This is a genomic window from Vibrio sp. dhg (assembly GCF_003443775.1).
Classification (GTDB): Bacteria; Pseudomonadota; Gammaproteobacteria; order Enterobacterales; family Vibrionaceae; genus Vibrio; species Vibrio natriegens.
Window position 1 is genome coordinate 1,496,743 of sequence record NZ_CP028943.1, and the last position, 21,535, is coordinate 1,518,277.

General features: G+C 46.6%; 18 protein-coding genes. 14 read left to right on the forward strand and 4 right to left on the reverse strand.

Going from position 1 to position 21,535, the window contains the following annotated elements; all coding sequences use genetic code 11:
* Window positions 1-12: 12 nt before the first annotated feature.
* From DBX26_RS06930 to DBX26_RS06980, 11 genes are all read left to right on the forward strand, one after another.
* Window positions 13-1,266 (forward strand): allantoate amidohydrolase, encoded by a 1,254-nt coding sequence (locus DBX26_RS06930; RefSeq protein ID WP_118118438.1) that lies wholly within the window; start codon window positions 13-15, stop codon window positions 1,264-1,266.
* A complete protein-coding gene (locus DBX26_RS06935; RefSeq protein ID WP_118118440.1) occupies window positions 1,256-2,125 on the forward strand; it encodes a DUF5718 family protein in 870 nt (289 codons plus the stop codon). The genes DBX26_RS06930 and DBX26_RS06935 overlap by 11 nt, the downstream gene beginning before the upstream one ends.
* Before the next feature lie 21 nt (window positions 2,126-2,146).
* Complete coding sequence (locus DBX26_RS06940; RefSeq protein ID WP_118118442.1) at window positions 2,147-2,731, forward strand: chromate transporter; 585 nt, start codon at window positions 2,147-2,149, stop codon at window positions 2,729-2,731.
* 2 nt (window positions 2,732-2,733) lie between these two features.
* The gene (locus DBX26_RS06945) at window positions 2,734-3,261 is read left to right on the forward strand and encodes a chromate transporter (protein ID WP_014231723.1); all 528 of its coding nucleotides are present in this window, start codon (window positions 2,734-2,736) and stop codon (window positions 3,259-3,261) included.
* Between the two features lie 573 nt (window positions 3,262-3,834).
* Window positions 3,835-5,520 (forward strand): bifunctional 3-(3-hydroxy-phenyl)propionate/3-hydroxycinnamic acid hydroxylase, encoded by a 1,686-nt coding sequence (locus DBX26_RS06950; protein WP_216826653.1) that lies wholly within the window; start codon window positions 3,835-3,837, stop codon window positions 5,518-5,520.
* Window position 5,521: 1 nt separating this feature from the next.
* Window positions 5,522-6,511 carry a 3-carboxyethylcatechol 2,3-dioxygenase gene (locus DBX26_RS06955; RefSeq protein ID WP_118118445.1) on the forward strand — a complete coding sequence of 330 codons (990 nt, stop codon included), beginning with the start codon at window positions 5,522-5,524 and terminating at the stop codon, window positions 6,509-6,511.
* Window positions 6,504-7,367: an alpha/beta fold hydrolase gene (locus DBX26_RS06960; protein ID WP_118118447.1), complete on the forward strand. Its 864-nt coding sequence runs from the start codon at window positions 6,504-6,506 to the stop codon at window positions 7,365-7,367. Before DBX26_RS06955 ends, DBX26_RS06960 begins: the two co-directional genes overlap by 8 nt.
* A 10-nt stretch (window positions 7,368-7,377) precedes the next feature.
* Window positions 7,378-8,178 carry a 2-keto-4-pentenoate hydratase gene (mhpD, locus tag DBX26_RS06965; protein WP_118118449.1) on the forward strand — a complete coding sequence of 267 codons (801 nt, stop codon included), beginning with the start codon at window positions 7,378-7,380 and terminating at the stop codon, window positions 8,176-8,178.
* Window positions 8,175-9,110, forward strand: coding sequence for an acetaldehyde dehydrogenase (acetylating) (locus DBX26_RS06970; RefSeq protein ID WP_020333215.1), 936 nt, complete (start codon window positions 8,175-8,177; stop codon window positions 9,108-9,110). The genes mhpD and DBX26_RS06970 overlap by 4 nt, the downstream gene beginning before the upstream one ends.
* 11 nt (window positions 9,111-9,121) lie before the next feature.
* Window positions 9,122-10,135: a 4-hydroxy-2-oxovalerate aldolase gene (gene dmpG / locus DBX26_RS06975; RefSeq protein WP_118118451.1), complete on the forward strand. Its 1,014-nt coding sequence runs from the start codon at window positions 9,122-9,124 to the stop codon at window positions 10,133-10,135.
* Between the two features lie 92 nt (window positions 10,136-10,227).
* Window positions 10,228-11,586: an MFS transporter gene (locus DBX26_RS06980; protein ID WP_118118453.1), complete on the forward strand. Its 1,359-nt coding sequence runs from the start codon at window positions 10,228-10,230 to the stop codon at window positions 11,584-11,586.
* A gap of 216 nt (window positions 11,587-11,802) precedes the next feature.
* On the opposite strand, the gene DBX26_RS06985 is transcribed toward DBX26_RS06980, so the two are convergent.
* Both DBX26_RS06985 and DBX26_RS06990 read right to left on the reverse strand, forming a co-directional pair.
* Window positions 11,803-12,621 carry a DNA-binding transcriptional regulator gene (locus DBX26_RS06985; protein WP_020333219.1) on the reverse strand — a complete coding sequence of 273 codons (819 nt, stop codon included), beginning with the start codon at window positions 12,619-12,621 and terminating at the stop codon, window positions 11,803-11,805.
* Window positions 12,622-12,716: 95 nt separating this feature from the next.
* Window positions 12,717-12,965 carry a protein phosphatase gene (locus DBX26_RS06990; RefSeq protein ID WP_254063517.1) on the reverse strand — a complete coding sequence of 83 codons (249 nt, stop codon included), beginning with the start codon at window positions 12,963-12,965 and terminating at the stop codon, window positions 12,717-12,719.
* A gap of 190 nt (window positions 12,966-13,155) precedes the next feature.
* On the opposite strand from DBX26_RS06990, the gene DBX26_RS06995 reads away from it, so the two are divergent.
* Window positions 13,156-13,764, forward strand: coding sequence for an alpha/beta hydrolase (locus DBX26_RS06995; protein ID WP_118118455.1), 609 nt, complete (start codon window positions 13,156-13,158; stop codon window positions 13,762-13,764).
* Between the two features lie 76 nt (window positions 13,765-13,840).
* On the opposite strand, the gene DBX26_RS07000 is transcribed toward DBX26_RS06995, so the two are convergent.
* Both DBX26_RS07000 and DBX26_RS07005 read right to left on the reverse strand, forming a co-directional pair.
* Window positions 13,841-14,743 carry a response regulator gene (locus DBX26_RS07000; protein ID WP_118118457.1) on the reverse strand — a complete coding sequence of 301 codons (903 nt, stop codon included), beginning with the start codon at window positions 14,741-14,743 and terminating at the stop codon, window positions 13,841-13,843.
* On the reverse strand, window positions 14,721-18,032 hold the full coding sequence (locus DBX26_RS07005) for an ATP-binding protein (protein WP_118118459.1): 3,312 nt from the start codon (window positions 18,030-18,032) through the stop codon (window positions 14,721-14,723). Before DBX26_RS07005 ends, DBX26_RS07000 begins: the two co-directional genes overlap by 23 nt.
* Window positions 18,033-18,413: 381 nt before the next feature.
* Here DBX26_RS07005 and urtA point away from each other — a divergent pair, with 381 nt between their 5' ends.
* Window positions 18,414-19,688 carry an urea ABC transporter substrate-binding protein gene (gene urtA / locus DBX26_RS07010; RefSeq protein WP_014231736.1) on the forward strand — a complete coding sequence of 425 codons (1,275 nt, stop codon included), beginning with the start codon at window positions 18,414-18,416 and terminating at the stop codon, window positions 19,686-19,688.
* A 152-nt stretch (window positions 19,689-19,840) separates the two neighbouring features.
* Window positions 19,841-21,505 (forward strand): urea ABC transporter permease subunit UrtB, encoded by a 1,665-nt coding sequence (gene urtB, locus DBX26_RS07015; protein WP_118118461.1) that lies wholly within the window; start codon window positions 19,841-19,843, stop codon window positions 21,503-21,505.
* Window positions 21,506-21,535: the final 30 nt, after the last annotated feature.

Genomic DNA, 21,535 nt, shown 5'->3' on the forward strand with positions numbered 1-21,535 from the left:
GGTGAATCAAGGATGAGTAAATTGGATGCCCAACGCATTATGGAACGTGCTGACCACTTGGCTACGTTTACCTCGATGCAAGATGGATTAAAACGTACCTACTTATCGCCGGAACATAAGCAGGCGCACCATCAACTCGGCGAATGGATGCTACAAGCCGGGCTTGAAACATGGCCGGACAGTGTTGGGAACCAATGGGGAAGGAAGGTATCTTCCAACCCTACCATGCCAACGCTAATTATCGGCTCTCACAGTGATACTGTTGCGGATGCGGGTAAATATGACGGAAACCTGGGGATACTTGTTGGTATTTCCTCGTTGGAGCAGCTCAAAGATGTTGAGTTTCCATTTCATGTCGATGTTGTCGCGTTTGCCGATGAAGAGGGCACCCGCTTCAACAGTACATTGATTGGTTCGAGCGCAGTTGCGGGTGTATTTGACCAAAACTGGCTGGCCCTGAAAGACAACGATGGCGTGACAATGTCACAGGCTATGGTTGAATTTGGCCTGTCTCCGGAAGAGGTAGGGAAAGATAGCCGTTCGTCAGATGACGTGATGGCTTATCTGGAAGTGCACATTGAACAAGGTCCCGTGCTTGAAGCTCAAAATCAGCCAGTTGGTGTGGTGACGGGTATTGCCGGCGCAAAACGTTTTCAGTTTCAGGTGAAAGGCTTAGCTGGACACGCTGGTACGGTACCAATGGGCATGCGCATGGATGCGTTGTGCGCTGTAGCTGAGATGATTTCGACGATAGAAAACTATGCGACCGAACAGAGCAAAACTGAAAACAAAGTTGTAGCGACAGTCGGTAAGTGTGAGGTTTCGCCAGGTTCAGTCAACGTTATTCCCGGTGAGGTTAACTTTACTGTGGATATCCGCAGCTTGAATCAGGAGCAACTGGAGCGCTCGTGTGACGACTTGCTAACGGCACTTAACGCGATTGCAAAGCGTCGTGAAGTCAGTTTCTCCAATCGATTGCTCTATCAGGCGAGCGCGGTACCTTGTAATGACGCTTTGCAAAGTCAGTGGGGCGAGATTGTTTCTCGAGTAACCGAATCTGAACCGGTATTCCTACCAAGTGGCGCTGGGCATGATGCGCTTGCGATGATCCATCTAACTGAAGTTGCAATGCTATTTGTTCGCTGTGATAAAGGCATTAGTCATAATCCGTTGGAAAGTGTTCAAGAGGATGACGTGGCAGTTGCTTTGCAGTGTTTAACACAAATGATTCTAGCCCAGCAGGAGCGCAAAACGGATGGAAACTAAACAACCACTGACGCATTCCGTTGTGCTGGGAATCGCAGGAAACTCGCCGGGTTATCTGGCACAGACCGGAGAGATCTCTGCGTTCAGCGAGCAACAAAAAAAGGAACATCAGGAAGCACAGCGCCCACGAGCGCTGTTTCCTATGTTTGTTCGTGAGCTTAGCGACTCTTATCTCGGGCAGATGCCTTTCAGCTCATCTAAATTGGTGCTGCCTGAAGAGCAAGATGCCAAGGTTCAGATGGAGCCTGAGGTTGCGATTAAATGCAGCGTTACCTATACAGAGCAAGGCAAGATTGCCGCGCTTACTCCTTTTGCGCTGACGTTAATCAATGATGCAACCTACCGCAATAAAACGGTATCTAAGCTAGCTGAGAAGAAAAACTGGGGCGCATTTAGTAAGGGTATTGCCGAACTTGATCTTCCTGTCGACTCATTTTCTGAGCAGACACCGCTTGATCATCTCAGATTGTGCGGTTTTCATAGCCGGAATGGGCAATGGCACTTGTGTAGCCAAGACGTGTCGGTAACAGAATACAATGTCTTCTATCAATCGTTAACCGACTGGTTAGTAGAGACAATTAACCACCAAGCCGATGACGGTGCTATGCATAATACGCACAGCTTGTTCATTGAGGCGAATCAACCAAGTGAAATTACTATTGCGATTGGCGCACCGTGTTACACATCTTATGGAGAAGACCATCAGTTGCTTGATGGTGACCGGGTATTTGTTTGTGTATACGATGACAGAGAGCACCAGTTAAGTGATATTGAGGCCATGATAGACTGTCCACAAGATCAGTGGGTAACCGCTTCGAGTATGATGTGGTTAGAGCAAACGGTTTATAAAATAAAATAATCAGCAAGGTAACAAAGAACGATGAAAACACAACGAGATCTGGCCAGTGCATTCTTCCGCATAGGCTTGTTTGGATTTGGTGGCGGCCCCACGATGATCCCTTTGGTTCATAAAGAAGTGGTCGACAACTATAAATGGATGAGTGACGACGAGTTTGCCAACGTACTTGCAATCGGCAACACGCTACCTGGCCCAATTGCGACTAAAATGGCGGGTTATATTGGCTATAAAGTAGGTGGGAAGATCGGATGTATCAATGCAGTGATCATGACAATTATTCCGCTGATTATCGTCATGATTGCGGGATTAGGCTTATTGAATGAATACCGTGATAAGCCTTGGGTTGCCGGTATGGCTCAAGGGGTATTGCCAGTAGTTTCCTGGATGATGGCCAAGCTTACCTATGACTTCTTACTGAAGGGCTACAAATCACTTGGCGCAATTGCGACGGGTATTGGTATTGCGCTTTCTATTTTGTTTATCGTGGTATTGGGTGTACACCCGGGTCTGGTTGTCGCAGCAGTACTTCTTGCCGTATTGGTGAAACCTGACCCAAAGCCTAGTACGGCTGAGCAAAGTCTAAAACCAGAAAATAAAAAGGGATAAGCATGCAACTTTATATCGATATCTTCTTAGCATTTTTTATTCCTAACATCGTCGGTTATGGCGGTGGTCCTGCAATCATTCCTCTAATCGAGGCACAAGTTGTTGGCCAGTATGGTTGGATGAATGCCAGCCAGTTCGCCGAAGTACTAGCATTAGGCAACGCGCTACCAAGTCCGATTGCGACGAAAATGGCGGGTTACATCGGTTATGAAGTCGGTGGAACGCTTGGTGCGTTTATCGCCGTGTTCGCGACGGTTGCGCCTACCATCATCATCATGGTGCTTGCGATGAGTGTGCTGTACAAATACCGTAACTCGCCAAAAGTAAAAGCGTTAGGCGCGTGGGTTCTACCAATCATTTTCACGTTGATGCTATTGCTGAGCTACAAACTGATCATGTCTGGTGGCGAAGCGGGTTGGGGACATTTTGCCTTCCTATTTGTCGTCGCGGGTCTGTGTCTGGAAAAATTCAAAGTGCACCCAACTTATGTAATTTGCGCAAGTTTAGCCTACGGCGCATTCTTGCTGTAGTTTCCACTTTTTTAAACAGACGGTGTAAGTCTTTAACTGGGCCGATACAAAATGTATCGGCCTCGTTTTTTAAGCTTTAGCCCTGGAGTTTTTCGCGTTGTTATTATTTTTAACGCATCCTTAATTCTTATCTTCATAACTCACTTCATCAGCAATCAGACCAGCTTTTTCACGACTTCTACTCCTTTCTAACAAAATCGATACCTCCCTTTGCTTTACAACTTTTCACAACTATCTGTCGCCTCACTGTTACAGAGGTGTAACTTTGCCGTTTAAAAAATCGAGATTTGCATCACTAAATATTGGCGAAATCTGCTCAATTTAGCTGTGCTCACAGCCCAATTTATCGAGGTGTAATTATATAAAAACAAGTTAAAACAACTATGTGCACTATGTGCACCTAAAGTTGAGTTGCGGTTGTGGATATAACCGCTCTGGATGTACGTTTCAGTAACAAAATAAAAACATTTATACAGCCTGACTCCTTCAGAACGCGAATGAGTAGGCCTTTCCCTAGCGATCTACGTGATCAAATAGGGTTCCCATAACTTGAACGTACCTGGAGAATTCAAAGTGACAGTATCCACTTCCCCGAAAACGGTCTCGACTGCCCATTATGATTCAGAAGTCATGATTATTGGGGCTGGTCCAGTCGGTTTAATGATTGCAAACTATCTCGGCGCCCAAGGCATTAACGTCACTGTGATTGAACAACTGCCGACGCTAATCGATTACCCTCGCGCTATTGGTATTGATGACGAGAGTTTAAGAACGTTTCAGGCTGTAGGGTTAGCTTCAGAAGTTGTGCCTTACACAACGCCATATCATGCCATGCGCTTCCTAACCCCTAAAGGCCGTTGTTTCGCAGATATTCAACCGAATACTAACGAGTTTGGTTGGTCGAGAAGAAACGCTTTTATTCAGCCAAAGGCCGATCGAGCGCTTTATGATGGATTAGACCGCTTCTCGAATGTCAAAGTGCTGTTCTCACGTGAACTGGTTAACTTTGGCCAAGATAACGAACAAACCTGGGCTAACTTCACTAACGAGAAGGGTGAAGAAGAGCGAATTTTAGCAAAATACATGATTGCGTGTGATGGCGGTAATAGCTTTGTCCGTCGTAATTTGAACATCTCGTTTGATGGTGAAACCGCACCAAACCAATGGATCGTAATGGATCTGGAAAACGATCCAATTGGTACCCCTAACATCTACTTATGTTGCGACGCTGAACGCCCATATGTATCAGCGGCTCTACCACAAGGTATTCGTCGATTTGAGTTTATGGTCATGCCGGGTGAAACCGAAGAGGAACTCAGCAAGCCAGAAAATATGGATCGTCTGTTGAGCAAAGTGCTGCCATCAACGGAAAACATCAAATTTATCCGTCAGCGTGTTTATACCCACAATGCCCGTCTTGCTGGTAAGTTCCGCGAAGGTCGAATCCTGCTAGCAGGCGATGCGGCGCACATTATGCCAGTTTGGCAAGGACAGGGTTACAACTCCGGTATGCGCGATGCAAATAACCTAGCGTGGAAACTCTCTCTGGTGGTTAAAGGGCTGGCGGATCCAAGCCTGTTAGACACGTATCAACAAGAACGTCGTGACCATGCGAAAGCGATGATCGATCTGTCAGTTTTAGCCGGTAAGGTACTGGCACCACCTAAAAAATGGCAGGCAACGTTGCGTGACGGCGTATCTTGGCTGTTGAACTATGTTCCGCCTGTTAAGCGTTACTTTGTTGAAATGCGCTTTAAACCAATGCCTAAGTATCATCAAGGCGTTCTTGTTGAACCTAAACCTGCACTCAAAGACTCTCCAGTGGGCAAACTGTTTATTCAGCCTATGGTGCGAGTGGGTAATGAGATCAGCAAGCTTGATGATGTCATCGGGCAAAACTTCGCAATCATCGCATGGGGCACCGACCCAATGCAGGGGTTGAGTGAAGCTGAAATCCAGTATTGGCAGCAACTCGGTACCAAGTTTATTCAAGTGGTTCCGTCAGTACAGCTCAAGTCACAGATTCAGACGCATCCAGATGTGCTGTGTGTTGGTGATGAAACCCACGCACTAAAAGATTGGTTTGGTCGTTACCCAGCATCAGTAGCCATTATCCGACCTGACCGATTCGTTGCAAGTATCGCTATTCCACAGTCGATCAACACCATTTGCCAACAAGTACGTAAGGCACTGAGCGCCACAACTAAGCACAGCGACGCGGCTCCTAAACTTGATACCAATGACAAGAAGGTAGCTTGATATGAGTAAAGCCTATTTGCACTGCTTGTCGCATACACCATTAGTTGGTCATTTTGATCCCCCTCAGGAGGTTATCAATGAAGTTAACAGCGTTATCGCTGACGCCAAAAAGCGCATTGATGAATTTGACCCAGAGTTGGTGATCCTGTTTTCACCTGATCATTACAACGGATTTTTCTACGATGTTATGCCGTCGTTTTGTATCGGAATGGCCGCTCATGCGATTGGTGATTTTGGCACTTTAGCTGGCCCGTTAAACGTCCCTCAAGATCTTGCTGAAGAGTGCGCACAATACGTGCTGGCTAAAGGGGTGGACGCAGCGGTTTCTTACAACATGCAAGTAGACCACGGTTTTGCTCAACCTCTCGAGTTTCTGTTAGGCAGTCTGGATCGCGTTCCGGTTATCCCGGTGTTTATCAACGGTGTTGCGCCCCCAATGCCCGGTTTTCAGCGAGCCCGCTTACTGGGTGAAGCCATCGGTGAATACGCCAAGAGCTTAAACAAGCGCGTGTTATTTCTGGCTTCCGGCGGTTTATCACACCAGCCGCCAGTACCTGAGCTAGCCACTGCCAACGAGCATATCGCAGACCGATTAAAAGGCAGCGGTCGATGTCTTCCTGAGGATGAACGTATCGCTCGCACCCAAAGAGTGATCAACGCTGCGGTTGAATTTACCTATGACCAAAACACGTTACATCCACTAAATCCGGAATGGGATCGCGCCTTTATGCACGATCTGGCCAACGGGCAAATAAGCAAGCTGGATGCAATGAACAATCAGGACCTGTCAGATATTGCCGGAAAGTCCACTCATGAAGTGAAAACCTGGGTGGCGGCATGCGCGGCGCTATCTGCTTACGGACCTTACAAAACTGAAGGTTGCTATTACCGCGAGATACCAGAGTGGATCGCCGGATTTGGATCTATGAGTGCAACCAAGACAAAGAACACAAAAACTAAAGCTGTAAACGAGGAGTATAGGAATGTCTAAACTAATTTTTACTGAACAAGAGACAAGCAAATTTGTTCAAATTGAGGAAGGAGACCTCAACCTCAAACTGCATTACAACGATTGCGGTGAAGGGAGTGAAGTCGTAGTGATGCTACACGGTTCAGTACCGGGTGCTACGGGCTGGGCTAACTTTAACCGTAATATTGAGCCTTTAGTCAATGCTGGTTATCGCGTCATCCTTCTTGACTGTCCGGGTTGGGGAAAGAGTGACTCAATAGTCTCTACTCAATCTCGTTCCGACCTAAACGCAACCGCATTAAAAGGTGTGTTAGACGCGTTGGATATTGAGCGAGCGCATTTAATCGGCAACTCCATGGGTGGGCACTCGGCTGTCGCATTCACTCTTTCCTACCCAGAACGCGTAGGTAAATTGATTCTGATGGGTGGCGGCACTGGCGGTGCGAGCTTGTTCACACCAATGCCGGCAGAAGGTATTAAGCGCCTAAATCAACTTTACCGCGAGCCAACTATCGAAAACCTAAAAGCGATGATGGATATCTTCGTCTTCGATACCAGCGATCTTACCGAAGAGTTGTTCCAGACTCGTTTGAATAACATTCTTGCTCGTCAGGATCACCTCGACAATTTTGTGAAAAGTCTGGAAGCCAATCCAAAACAATTCCCGGATTTCTCTGCGCGATTAGGCGAGATCAAAGCCGATACATTGGTCATTTGGGGTCGCCAAGACCGCTTTGTTCCGTTTGATACCAGCTTACGTTTGATGGCAGGCATTCCACAGGCGCAACTGCACGTTTTCAACCAGTGCGGTCACTGGGTGCAGTGGGAACATGCTGACACATTCAACCGTTTGGTTGTCGACTTCATTCAGCATTAAGGAGAGAACCATGTCTGACAAGATAGAACAACTGGCACAGAGACTGCGTGAAGCGGAACTGCATAATCTGCCAATCTCACCACTGCGTGACGAGATCGAAGGCGCTGGTGTACAGCAAGCCTACGCTATCCAACGTATGAATGTATCCGTAGCGGTCGACCAAGGTCGTCGTATCGTCGGGCGCAAAATCGGTCTGACTAACCCTAAAGTTCAGGCGCAGTTAGGGGTTGATCAACCTGACTTCGGCACGCTCTTCGCTGATATGTGTGTCGGTGACAATGAAGTAGTGCCATATGAAGCGGTCATGCAGCCGAAAATTGAAGCGGAAATCGCACTGATTTTGGCGAAAGACTTACCGCAAAGTGACCCGACTATAGGCGAAGTAATGGATGCGATTGGTTGGGTAGTACCCGCTTTAGAAATTGTTGGTAGCCGTATTCGTGACTGGGATATTAAGTTCGTTGATACCGTCGCAGACAACGCTTCGAGTGGTTTGTATGTACTAGGCGGGCCAGCTCGAACTGTTGACGGCTTAGATTTTCGCGGCGCAACCATGACGATGTCACGCAACAACGAAGTCGTATCTCAAGGAGATGGTTCGGAATGTCTTGGTAACCCATTAAATGCAGCAGTTTGGCTGGCTCGTACCATGAACGCATTTGGAGAGCCATTACGTGCTGGTGATGTGGTATTAACAGGCGCGTTAGGTCCGATGGCAGCGGTGCAGCCGGGTGACCGTTTCGATGCCGAAATTACAGGAGTTGGTCGTGTGTCAGTCTCCTTTACAGAACAAGAGGAGAGTGAAAAATGAAAACCATGAAGGTAGCGATTATTGGCTCAGGCAATATCGGCACTGACTTAATGATAAAAGTGCTGCGCAATAGCCAACATTTGACCATGAGTGTCATGGTTGGGATTGACCCAGAATCGGATGGCCTGGCCAGAGCACGTCGAATGGGGGTTACCACCACTCATGAAGGTGTGGAAGGTTTGATTAAATTGCCAGAGTTTAATGACATCGATATCGTTTTTGATGCGACGTCGGCTAACGCGCACATCAGTAATGATGCCCTTCTGCGTGAGGCAAAACCAGGCATTAAGCTGATTGACTTAACACCGGCAGCGATTGGTCCTTATTGCGTTCCAGTCGTGAATCTGGAGCAAAACCTTGCGAAGAATAACGTCAATATGGTCACTTGTGGCGGTCAGGCAACCATTCCTGTTGTTGCGGCTGTAGCGCAAGTCGCCACCGTGCATTATGCAGAGATTATTGCGTCGATCAGCAGTAAATCGGCAGGACCAGGTACGCGCGCGAATATCGACGAGTTTACCGAAACCACTTCTAAAGCCATTGAAACGGTAGGCGGCGCGAAGAAAGGTAAGGCGATCATCATTCTGAATCCGGCAGAGCCACCTCTGATGATGCGTGACACTGTCCACGTACTATGCGACAGCAAAGATGAAGACAAAGTCCGCGCATCAATCGAAGAAATGGTCAGCGCGGTTCAAAGCTACGTGCCGGGTTATCGTTTAAAACAAGCGGTGCAGTTTGAATCGATTGGCGAAGACAAGCCAGTTACGCTTCCGGGTTACGGTGAGTTCAGTGGGCTCAAAGTGTCTGCTTTTATTGAGGTCGAAGGGGCTGCCCATTATCTCCCTGCTTATGCTGGCAACCTCGATATTATGACTTGTGCGGCTATGGCGACCGCAGAACGTATCGCTCAATCTTGTCTGAACCAATAAGGAAGACCCTCATGAATGAACAAAAACTGTATATCTCAGATGTGACATTGCGTGATGGTTGCCATGCGGTTCGTCACCAGTACTCCATTGAGCAAGTTAAGTCGATAGCGCGTGCGCTTGATCATGCCAAAGTTGACTCAATCGAAGTTGCTCACGGTGACGGCTTACAAGGCTCTAGTTTCAACTATGGCTTTGGCGCTCACACCGATCTCGAGTGGATTGAGGCGGTTGCTGAAGAACTGAGTCACGCTAAAGTCGCGACATTATTACTGCCGGGAATTGGTAGTGTTCACGATCTCGATAACGCCTATAACGCAGGTGCGCGAATCGTACGTGTTGCGACTCACTGTACCGAAGCCGATGTATCTCGTCAGCACATTGAGCATGCCCGCAAGCTAGGTATGGATACGGTTGGCTTTTTAATGATGAGCCACATGACCTCGCCACAGAACTTAGCACTGGAAGCGAAAAAAATGGAAAGCTACGGCGCTACCTGTATTTACGTGGTGGACTCAGGCGGTGCGATGACCATGCAGGATATTCGTGATCGCTTCCGCGCACTGAAAGAGGTGCTGGACCCGCAAACTGAAACGGGTATTCATGCTCACCACAATTTGAGCTTGGGTGTTGCCAACAGTTTGGTGGCGGTTGAAGAAGGCTGTAACCGTATCGATGCGAGTTTATCAGGTATGGGCGCGGGGGCAGGAAATGCGCCACTAGAAGCCTTTATCGCTGCAGCAGACAAACTTGGCTGGAATCATGGCACCGATTTATACGCATTGATGGACGCTGCAGATGACATTGTTCGACCACTGCAAGAGCGCCCGGTTCGTGTAGACCGTGAAACGCTTGCACTTGGCTATGCCGGTGTTTACTCGAGTTTCTTACGTCATGCTGAGCGTGCAGCAGAACGTTACGGTTTAAATACCGTAGATATTCTGGTTGAGCTTGGTAAGCGACGCATGGTCGGTGGTCAAGAGGATATGATCGTCGATGTTGCGCTTGATTTGCTGAAAAACCGATAGTCGTTCTCTCTGTAAAAACACTCATTAAATAATAAATATTAAGAGCCGGTATCCCACGCCGATACTGGCCATCCCTACATGGAGTGAGGAATATGTCTAATCCAATACGTGAAGCAGAGTTGAAACAGAAAAAGCGTGAGAGCCGCCGAGCGGTCATTTCAAGTTATCTTGGCTCAACCGTCGAATACTATGACTTTCTGTTATACGGAAGTGCAGCAAGTCTGGTGTTTCCTGCATTGTTCTTTAGCGACTTAGACCCAGGTCTGGGAATCATTCTGTCGTTTCTTACCTTAGCAACCGGTTATATTGCGAGGCCAATAGGCGGCCTGCTTTTTGGTCACTTCGGCGACAAATATGGCCGTAAACAGATCTTATTTATTACCCTGATGGTAATGGGAATCGTGTCGATATTGATCGGTTTGCTACCGACTTACCAAACTATTGGTATCGCAGCGCCCATCGCGCTTCTTGCATTAAGAATTTTGCAGGGTCTTGCAGTCGGTGGGGAATGGGCTGGCGCAACCCTGATGGCGATGGAGCATTCGGGTAAAAAGTCCAAAGGTTTGGGCGCAAGTATCGCAGTGTCAGGTGGGCCTTCAGGCGCTGTACTTGCGACTCTGGTTTTGGGTGGATTCTCGTTAATGCCAGAAGAGCAATTTATGAGTTGGGGCTGGCGTATACCTTTCCTATTGTCGGCATTGCTGGTAGTGATTGGCTTGTATCTACGTCACAGGGTAACGGAGTCGCCTGACTTTGAACAGGCAAAAGCCAAAGAAGCACAACAATCTGAATCCGCCAGCGTGCCAATTGTTGAGCTGTTTCGTAGTTCATCAAAAGAGATTGGTTTAGGTACTTTATCTGGTATTGCGCCACTTTTTATTCAATCTCTGTTAGCGACCTTTGCTCTTACTTACGCGGTGTCCATTGGCCACAGTCGCAGCGATGCCTTATTAATGCTGACAATTGCTAATACGCTGCACATATTCACCATTCCTTTGATGGCCGCTATTTCCGACCGCTATGGCCGTCGTCCAGTTATGCTTACTGGTGTTGTACTGGGTATGATTTTGATTTGGCCAATGTTCGAATTAATCAGTCACGAAAATCCGTGGATGATGTTATTGGGCTTTATCATCGGTAACCCGATCATCCAGGCAGTCATGTATGGACCAATGGGCGCTTTTATCAGTGAGAAGTTTACTACTCGTACTCGTTACACCGGGTTGTCGCTAACGTATCAATTAACTTCACTCATTGGTGCTGGCTTTACGCCAATTATCGCACAGGCCTTACTTGAGCAAGCCGATGGTGGGACGAATACACACTACATTGCGATGTTGTTTTGTGTGTTGTGTGCAGTAACGGGTATTGGTGTTTACTTGTCCAAAGAAACCGCTGCCGTTAAACAAGAGACAGTATCGCTTCACGCAAAGGCGAAACAAGCGATATAAACCATCGCTGAGTAATTTGAGTACTTAAAAACCAGTCTTGCGACTGGTTTTTATACCAATCACAGTAAGTAAGTGTTCAGAAATAGCGTAGGGAAAATGCTTGAGAACAAGGCGAAATTTTTTGATAAGTAGTTATTCTACAATCAAAAATTTTAACGCCGTTATCGAGTGTTTTAACAAGCTAGAATGATCAGTTATTTACTACGATTGGTATTATTACTGTACAGGATACCCAAAGCGGATAGTATTTTCTGAAACACCTGATTCAATTTGCTTAGCAACATCTTGTAAATCAGCCAAATAGTTTTCTGCGGCTTTATCTAAAGACATAGCTTTAGCAATGTAAACCAGGTTCAGACAGCCAAGTAAGCGGTCCTCGTCATGGATTGGAACGGCGATAGCCGCGATTTTATTCTCTTGCTGCCAGCTCTGGTTATTCTCGCCATAACCTTTTTCTCTGATGTGTTGCAGTATCTTGTCTAATTCTTGTGGTTCTCTGGCCAGCTGATACTCGGGTTCATCTCGCTCAGCGAGAATGGTCAGGATATTGCTACGTTCGTTTTGCGGACAAAAGGCGAGATAGGTCAGTCCACATGCAGTTTGTAAGATAGGTAAGCGGCGTCCTACCATCGCACGGTGAAATGATAACCGGCTGTAACGGTGGGTCGTTTCGCGGACTACCATCGCATCGACATCCAAAGTTGTGATGTCGGTAGGCCAGACCACTTTTTCTAACAAACCTCCAAGTAACGGAGCGGCTACCGCAGAGATCCATTGTTCATCTCGAAACCCTTCACTTAACTCTCGTACTTTCATGGTCAAGCGAAAGCTATTGTCAGAATCACTGTAACGTACATAACCCTCACTTTTGAGGGTTTCAAGTATACGTTTGACCGTTGTCCGGTGAATACCACTTAACTCTGATAACTGACGCACACTCGCACCACCATCAAGGCGATTAAGTATATTGAGTAAATACAGCCCGCGGGTTAAACCCTGTACAGTTTTGTAATTCGATGATTGATCTTGGCTCATGGAAGAACGCAGCTTGTTTGACGTTGCGGAATAGAATAAACGATTTCACTGGATAATACGTTGCGCTACGTGGTGTTAATTCCTCTACGCGTTACTTATTCTCCAAACTTGAGCATTTTAAGCTCAAACATTTCGGAAGACCCCAGCAAGGTAACAACGGTATGGGCTTCCCAGAGTTTAATGGTATCTAAATCAACATCGAGGTTTCTTTCCCATATACTTGCGATGGCTATTCGATCGTGTTTACCTCTGCAGAATGTAATACCAATTCGACCATAACTTGAATGGGTTTTGACTTCAGCTATTTGTAAAGGATGAGTGTGACTTGTGAGTACGGTTGTCATGCAGGATTCCCTGAAAGAGTCACTCAACGATACCTGACACCAGCGTAAAGTAATAAATCAGGATGTCATTGGCGGATATCAAGTTTAAGAAATACGAATTGTGTTGTTAACCATGGTGTTAAACACAATTTAATTATTGCATTGGCTCAGGTTAGTATGGGCTCTAAAACTGTATAAAGGATTAATCGTTATGTCGAAACAAGTGGTGATTTTGCTTCATGGTGTTGGAAGCAATGGTAAAGATTTAAGTGCGCTGGGTGATTTCTGGAAGCCTGCACTGCCGGATACGGTATTTTTGTCTCCTGACGCGCCGTTTCATTTTGATCAGGGTGGCGAAGGGTTTCAATGGTTTAGTCTGATTGGAGTGACGAATGAAAATCGCCCGCAACGAATTTATCAAGCCAGAGAAAGTTTTGATGAGACGATTAGTCAGATTTTCTCAGAGCAAGGCATTGATCCGGACAGAGACAAGATTGTGTTTGTTGGCTTTTCGCAGGGTTCGATTATGTCTTTAGATGCGTTAGTGCGTAGTCGCTATCCGCTGGTGGGAGTTGTCGCGTTCTCAGGGCGTCTATCTTCTCCTCAACCTTATGAAAAAAATTGCGAGACACCCGTGTTTCTTGTGCATGGAAAAAGTGATCCTGTTATTCCATGGTCAGAAAGTGAAAAAGCGAAGGAGCAATTGACGGACTTAGGTTTTACCGTGGAAGCTCGTTATGAAGATCACACACAACATACAATTTCCCCAGAGGGGGCGATGGCTGCAGCGGAATTTATTAAGAAGTGTTTTAGCGAATAACCCGTCAATTCCCAGACAACGTAAGCACTTTTACTGCTTTAGTAAAAGTGCTTAAGGGTAGGATAGTCAGACTGACTTATGCCCGCTCTAATAATCTGATTGATACGCTTGCTGCTGAGGTACGGTTATCGACGTCGAGCTTCTTATAAACCTGTTCGAGATGCTTGTTCACTGTTCGAGGGCTCATCTCTAAAATTTGGGCAATCTCCCAGTTTGTCTTTCCAAATGAAAGCCAGTAGAGCACTTGTGATTCTCTTCTGGTTAAACCCAGATGGGTTTGAAGATCTTTCTCTGAACCGTTTTGCTTGGGCGTCGAAATACGCACTAGCGAGTGAATACGGTTGTAATCGCCCGCGTAACTGGCTTCTAGCGGAGGAGAAAACTGTTTTAAGGTTAGTGGGGTATCTGCCGGGGACTGCATCAACCAAATGGCGATATCTTGTTGGATTTTTTGCCATGTTTCAGAAAAGTCGTCACCCAGTGAAGAAAGTAACTCTTGAGCATGAGGCGTCGCCCATTCCAGATTACCGTTACTGGAGACACAAAAAATATATTGCCCCGCGTAATCTAAAGCCGCTTGTGCCGATTTTGCCAGACGGGCAGATTGACTATGGACTTTGATTCGGGCGAGTACTTCATCAGGAACGACGGGTTTGGTGATGTAATCGGTGCCGCCGGATTCAAAACCACGCATAACATGTTTCGAGTCATTTAAGCCAGTCATAAAGATAATGGGTGTTGAAGGCAAAAGCTCTTTCAGTCGAACACAGGTATCAAACCCGTCCATCTCAGGCATGATGGCATCAAGCAAGATCACGTCGGGCTGCACTTTCTCTACAATAGTGAGAGCCTGAACGCCATTGAGCGCGACGAGTACCGTAAGCCCAGCCTGATTCAACGTGGCGTTTAACATGCTGAGAGATTCAGGTGAGTCATCCACGACCAACACTGTGATGTTATTGCTTGTTATAATGCTCATTAATCATTCCATTTATTTGCAAGATAATATTGTTGAAGTTACATTCCTGCAGGTGTTGTTTCAGCTTCTCAACCCAATCGCCACTTCCAGCTAAACCCTGTTCGATTTTCTCTAGTTCGCCGCTCACCCCAGACAAAAAACCAATTTCTGCGTATTCACGTAGCTTCACCAATTGCTCATAAGCCGGGATCGTTTGGCGCGGAACGTGAACGGTCTCGGTTTTGAGGTCTGATGCTTGATTACTGGTTTCATCATAAAGCCAATCAATGTCGAGTAAGCGATTGAGCTTGGCAAGCAACATAGGCACAGAAACGGGCTTGGTTAAATAGTCATTATGGTAGCGTTGGAGTTGGTTATTGGTTTCCAGTTCTTGAATGTTAGCGGATAACATCAGGATTGGTTGGCGGAAGTCTTCCTTGCGCAATTGGATCGCCAGTTGCCAGCCATTTACTTGTGGCATAAAAATATCCAGCATAAACAGATCGACATGATGCTGTTTTACTAGCTTGAGAGCTTGTGGCGCATTCTCTGCCAACAAAACATTAAAGCCCAGAGGCGTCAGTATTCGAGACATCAATTGACGTTGATCTTCGATATCGTCAACGATCATGATCGTTTTTCGGTCCCCGTTGTACCCAATCACGGCATCGCTTAATAGCTCCGGTTCAGGTCGTCCATCTTTTACTTCAGGGAGCATCAGCTTTAATACGAATGCACTGCCGTAGTCGACTTTACTGGTGCAGGAAATTTCGCCGCCCATGATCTCCGCTAAAGCATTCGAAATGGTTAACCCCAGCCCGGAGCCATGAATCGCTTCGGTCTTTTGGTTTTTAATCCGTTCGAATGGTTTAAATATCAGCCCCAAATCTTGTTCGGATAAACCAATGCCTGTGTCTTGCACCGTAAAATGCACCACCTGATTGCGATAGCTCACTTTAAAAATGATGGTGCCTGTTTCGGTATATTTGATCGCGTTGCCCAGCAGATTGATGAGTATCTGGCGTAAGCGTTGTTTGTCTGTTGCAACGAACGTCGGTAAGTAACCGGAGGTTTCAAATTCAAACTCCAGCCCTTTACGTTTTGCTTGCATGGAAAACATATCGACGAGCTGTTCCAGCAGTGCGGTGAGGCTAAATTCATCTCGGTGAAGTTCTAAGCGTCCCGCTTCAATTTTTGAAATCTCTAACAAGCCTTCGATCATGTCCGACAGGTGTTTGCCATTACGCTTTAAAACCTCAGCATACTGTCTCGTTTGTTTGTCCAGCTTGTTGTCTGAACTCAATAATTGCGCATACCCAAGCAGAATGTTTAACGGAGTTCGCAGCTCGTGACTTAGGCTCGCGAGGTATCGGCTTTTGGCGTTATTCGCCGTTTCTGCTGAACGCTTCGCTTGCTGCAATGCCTGAGAGGTTTTGTGGTGCGCGTTCACCTCTTTAGTCAGCAGCGCGGTATGCGATTTTAACTCTTTGACTGCCGTTCGGTTACTCGTACGAGCTAGAACGAACAACCAACTGATGATGCCAATAGGGATAAGAAGAAGAGCAAACGCATTAATTAATCCATTTGAAATGGAATCCATGTGCACTTGTTCTAGTTGGGGGATTTGAGAATATGCCAGTGCCAGAATACTTCCCATCGCTAAGCTTACTGTCAGCATCACAATGACGAAGTGCGCAATTGTGGATGAAAGCCGATTAACCCAGGTTGAGGAAAAGTAGGGCGACAGTATCTGTTTTAATTGTGCGCTAAAGGTTGCATCAGGACGGCAGTTATCATGACAGCGCACATCCAACGAGCAACATAGTGAACAGATATGACCCCCATACGCTGGGCATAGTGCCATATCTTCATGCTCAAAGGTGTGTTCACAGACTGAGCATTGGTGCTCCTCATCTCCGCTGGTTACGATGACATCATTGCGGACCAAGTAATAACGGCTTTTGGTAAGCAATGCGATGATGGGTACGGTCAGAAACGGCAACGCAAAAGCGATGTATGAGGCAAAGGCTCTGGCTACTTCTCCGTAAAAATCCAGATGTGCTGTAATGCCAATAGCGGAGGCTATCAGCATGGAACCCACACCGACTGGATTAATGTCGTAGAGTTTAGAACGCTTGAATTCGATGGTTTTTGGACTCAACCCCAAAGGTTTGTTAATGACCAAATCTGCGACAATGGACCCTATCCAGGCCAGTACCAGCACGGAGTAGACTTGTAAGGTCTGTTCGATAAGCTGATACACGCCAAGCTCCATCAGAAGTAGGGCGATCAATACGTTGAACACCATCCAAACCACCCGGCCGGGATGGTGGTGAGTTAGGCGTGAAAAGAAGTTTGACCAGGCGAGCGAGCCAGCGTAGGCATTTGCCACATTGATTTTTAACTGGGAAATGATCACAAACAGGCCCGCAGCCAGTAAAGCCAGTTGCGTGTTGTCCGAGGTATAACTGAACACAGTAAAATACATGTGTGCAGGATCGCCGGCAAGATTCGGCAGCACGCCGTGACTGATGGCTAACCAGGCTAAAAAGCTGCCTAACACGAGCTTCATTGATCCAAAAATCATCCAACCGGGGCCGCCTAACAGCATGGCGCTCCACCATTTTAATTTACCGCAACGCTCTTTAGCGGGAAGGAAGCGTAGAAAATCGACTTGCTCGCCGATTTGAGCCACAACCGCAAGCAATACTGCTGAAGCAGAGCCAAAAAGTAGCCAGTTGAAGTCAGGACCAACATCGTTTACGCCTGTGTAACTTAGCCATTCATCAATCTTGGCGTCTTCATGAGTAAAAACGTAGATCAACGGTATGATTTGCAGCATCAGCCAAATAGGTTGAGACCACATTTGAAAGCGCCCGATATTGGTAATCCCAAGTACGACAAGGGGAATAACGAGGACGGAGCTGATCACGTAAGCGATAGCCAAAGGTATATCAAACAACAGTTCGATAGCCATCGACATGATCGCCGCTTCCAGAGCAAAGAAGATGAACGTGAATGAGGCGTAAATGAGCGAGGCGATGGTAGAGCCGATATAGCCGAAACCCGCCCCTCGGCTAAGTAGATCAATATCGACTCCGTGCTTCGCGGCGTAATAACAGATGGGTATACCAGAAAAAATGACGACCAAAGCAACGGCGAGAATCGCCCACAGTGAATTGGTGACACCGTAATTGAGTGTGATCGTTCCACCAAGTGCTTCGAGCACCAAAAACGAAACGATACCGAGTGCCGTATTCGCGATCCAACTGGCCGACCATTTTCGTGCACGCTTAGCAGTAAAGCGCAACGCGAAATCTTCGAGTAGCTCGTTACCGACTAATTTATTGTATTTGCGTCGGGTTACGGTGACTTTTTGTATAGAGATAACTCTTCATCCTTGAGAATTAACAGTGTCGTTTGAGTACAAGTACTTTTCAATTTGGTGGCTCAAACTATCAAATGCACGTCCTGTGCACCTTGTACGCGCGCAATTATAGCTCGCATTTATTTTTCCACCTATGCGTAATTATACGTAGTTTTTATGCACGAACCGCGCATATTCAAACTTTCCATTCTGGTCAATACTCAAACTCGTTCATTTAGTCAGCAGGATTTATCCATTGGATAAGTAACATCGCGACGTGAATTAGTATTTGTTATCAACAAATTATTGAAAGGAAGAAGACAAATGAAACGGAATTTCTTGGCGACTTCGGTATTAGCGGCATCATTACTGAGTGGGTACGCAATGGCAGAAGACACCATCAAGGTCGGTGTACTTCACTCTTTATCCGGCACCATGGCAATCAGTGAAACAACACTCAAAGACACGATGTTGATGCTGATTGATGAACAAAATAAAAAAGGTGGCTTACTAGGTAAAAAGCTTGAAGCGGTGGTTGTGGACCCAGCTTCTGACTGGCCACTGTTCGCTGAAAAAGCGCGTGAGCTCATTTCAAAAGACAAAGTCGACGCAGTATTTGGCTGCTGGACATCTGTGTCTCGTAAGTCTGTCCTTCCTGTTTTTGAAGAGCTCGATAGTCTATTGTTCTACCCAGTTCAGTATGAGGGTGAAGAGTCCTCGAAAAACGTATTCTACACGGGTGCCGCGCCAAACCAGCAAGCCATTCCAGCGGTTGACTACCTACTTGATCAAGGCGTAGAGCGTTGGGTTTTAGCTGGAACAGATTACGTTTACCCGCGCACTACCAACAAAATTCTTGAAGCATACTTAAAAGAAAAAGGCGTGGCTGAAGCGGATATTATGATCAACTACACGCCGTTTGGTCATTCTGATTGGCAGTCAATCGTTTCAGATATTAAAAAATTCGGTTCTACAGGTAAGAAAACAGCAGTGGTTTCTACCATCAACGGTGACGCTAACGTACCGTTCTATAAAGAGCTAGGTAACCAGGGTATCTCAGCAGATGACATTCCAGTAGTGGCATTCTCTGTGGGTGAAGAAGAGTTGTCCGGTATGGATACCTCTGCTTTGGTTGGCCATTTGGCGGCATGGAACTACTTCATGAGCGTTGAATCTGACGTGAATGACGAGTTCATCGAAAAATGGCACAAGTTCATCAAGAACGATGAGCGCGTAACCAACGACCCAATGGAAGCGCATTACATTGGCTTCAACATGTGGGTTGAGGCGGTTAAGAAAGCAGGCACAACCGATCCAGCGGTTGTTGGTGATGCGCTTGTCGGCGTGACCGTTCCTAACTTGACTGGTGGTTACTCCGCAATGATGCCTAACCATCACATCACCAAACCCGTTCTTATCGGCGAAATCCAAGACGATGGCCAGTTTGAAACCGTATGGAAAACGTCGGGATTAGTGGCTGGTGATGCATGGTCAGATTTCCTACCGGGTTCAAAAGACCTTATCTCGGATTGGCGTCAACCGTTATCTTGCGGTAACTACAACACCAAAACTGGCAAATGTTCTGGTCAAAACTTCTAAGTTGACCATCACGCTCTCATAGCAGAGTTCAATCGTTAAACGTTAGTGACAGTGCCTTTAATTCATACGTGGCACTGTCACTTATTCGAGTCTTTTGTTTATTTTTCCGTTCACTCGAGAAGAATATTCGTTTAACCAGAGGTTTGCCTACGATGTTTTACGCATCCATTTTTCAGCGACTAACTCAATGTTGCCATGGGATATTTTCCTCGGCTTCGCATGTTACCGTTGTTCTTTTTAGCCTATTTATATCTGCTCAAACTCTAGCCTCAACAACAGGGTTAGAGAGCGAGCTACAACGCCTAGCGACACGCGACTATGATCAAATCAGCCAGGCTGTTATCAACATTGGAGAGAGTGGCGACGAGCGTTCAATTCAAGTTCTCGAGCTCTTATTCAGCGGTGATATCTATCTTGATAAAGAGTCCAAGCAACTGGTCAAAATTGTCGAGAAAAAGGGCAGTCAGTATTTAGTCACCCCTCTTTTTGCCGAAGCGTCGGCAGAGCCACAGCTCGTCAAACGCCGTTCCGTTAAAAAAATCGGGATTAACAACCAGATTCGCGGCGAAATTAAAGCGCAACTTGCCGCGCTTAATATCCGTCATCCAGATTCAGGCACCCGTATCAACGCGGTGACGCAGCTTATGGGTGACCTGAACGAACAAACGTATACCTTGCTAGAAAAAGCGAGACTTAGTGAAGAAGACTCGGATGTCCAACAAGTTTTAGATACAGCACTAGCGATATATCAACTAGAACATTCGAGCGACCAAGTGGCACAAGAACAAGCGATAGCAACTCTGGGGAATAGCTATCAGCCAACCGCGCGCAATGCACTTACCCAATTTTTAGCGACAGAACCAAATGAGGAACTGACCAATGCGACAAACAAAGCGCTCGGTTTGATTGAGCAGCGCGTCAGTCTGGCACATTTTGGTGAAACTCTATTTTTTGGTCTGAGCTTAGGTTCCGTTCTGGTGCTTGCCGCAATTGGTCTGGCGATTACGTTTGGTGTTATGGGCGTGATTAACATGGCGCATGGTGAACTTATCATGCTTGGCGCTTACACCACGTACGTGATTCAAACGTTGATGCCGAATCATATTGGCTGGTCAATCATAGTTTCGATACCTGTGGCATTTTTGGTTTCTGGTGCAGTAGGCATATTGATCGAACGAGGTGTAATTCGTTTCTTATACGGACGACCGTTAGAAACTTTGTTGGCGACGTTTGGTATCAGCCTGGTTTTGCAACAGACCGTACGCACGATTTTCTCTCCACTGAACCGTTCGGTATCAACACCGGACTGGATGCAAGGTGTGATTGAAATTAACCCGCTGCTAAGTCTGACCCTGAACCGTTTCTACATCATCATCTTCTGTTTGATCGTCTTTGCTCTGTTGTTTGCAGTATTACGTTACACCCGTTTAGGCATTGAAGTTCGCGCCGTTTCGCAAAATCGCAGTATGGCGAGAGCAATGGGCGTGAAATCGGAATGGGTTGACGCAATGACCTTTGGGCTTGGTTCTGGTATTGCAGGTATTGCTGGTGTCGCGCTCAGCCAACTTACCAACGTCGGGCCAAACCTAGGTCAGGCGTACATTATCGACTCATTTATGGTCGTGGTGTTTGGTGGTGTCGGTAACTTGTGGGGAACTCTCGTTGCTGGTATGTCGCTTGGTATCGCAAACAAAGTGATGGAGCCATGGGCTGGTGCCGTTCTGGCTAAAATCTTGGTGCTGGTATTTATCATTCTATTTATTCAGAAGAAACCCCGAGGCTTGTTCCCTCAGAAGGGTCGCTCGGCAGAGGGTTAATCATGGATCATCAATCAAAATTGTTCGATC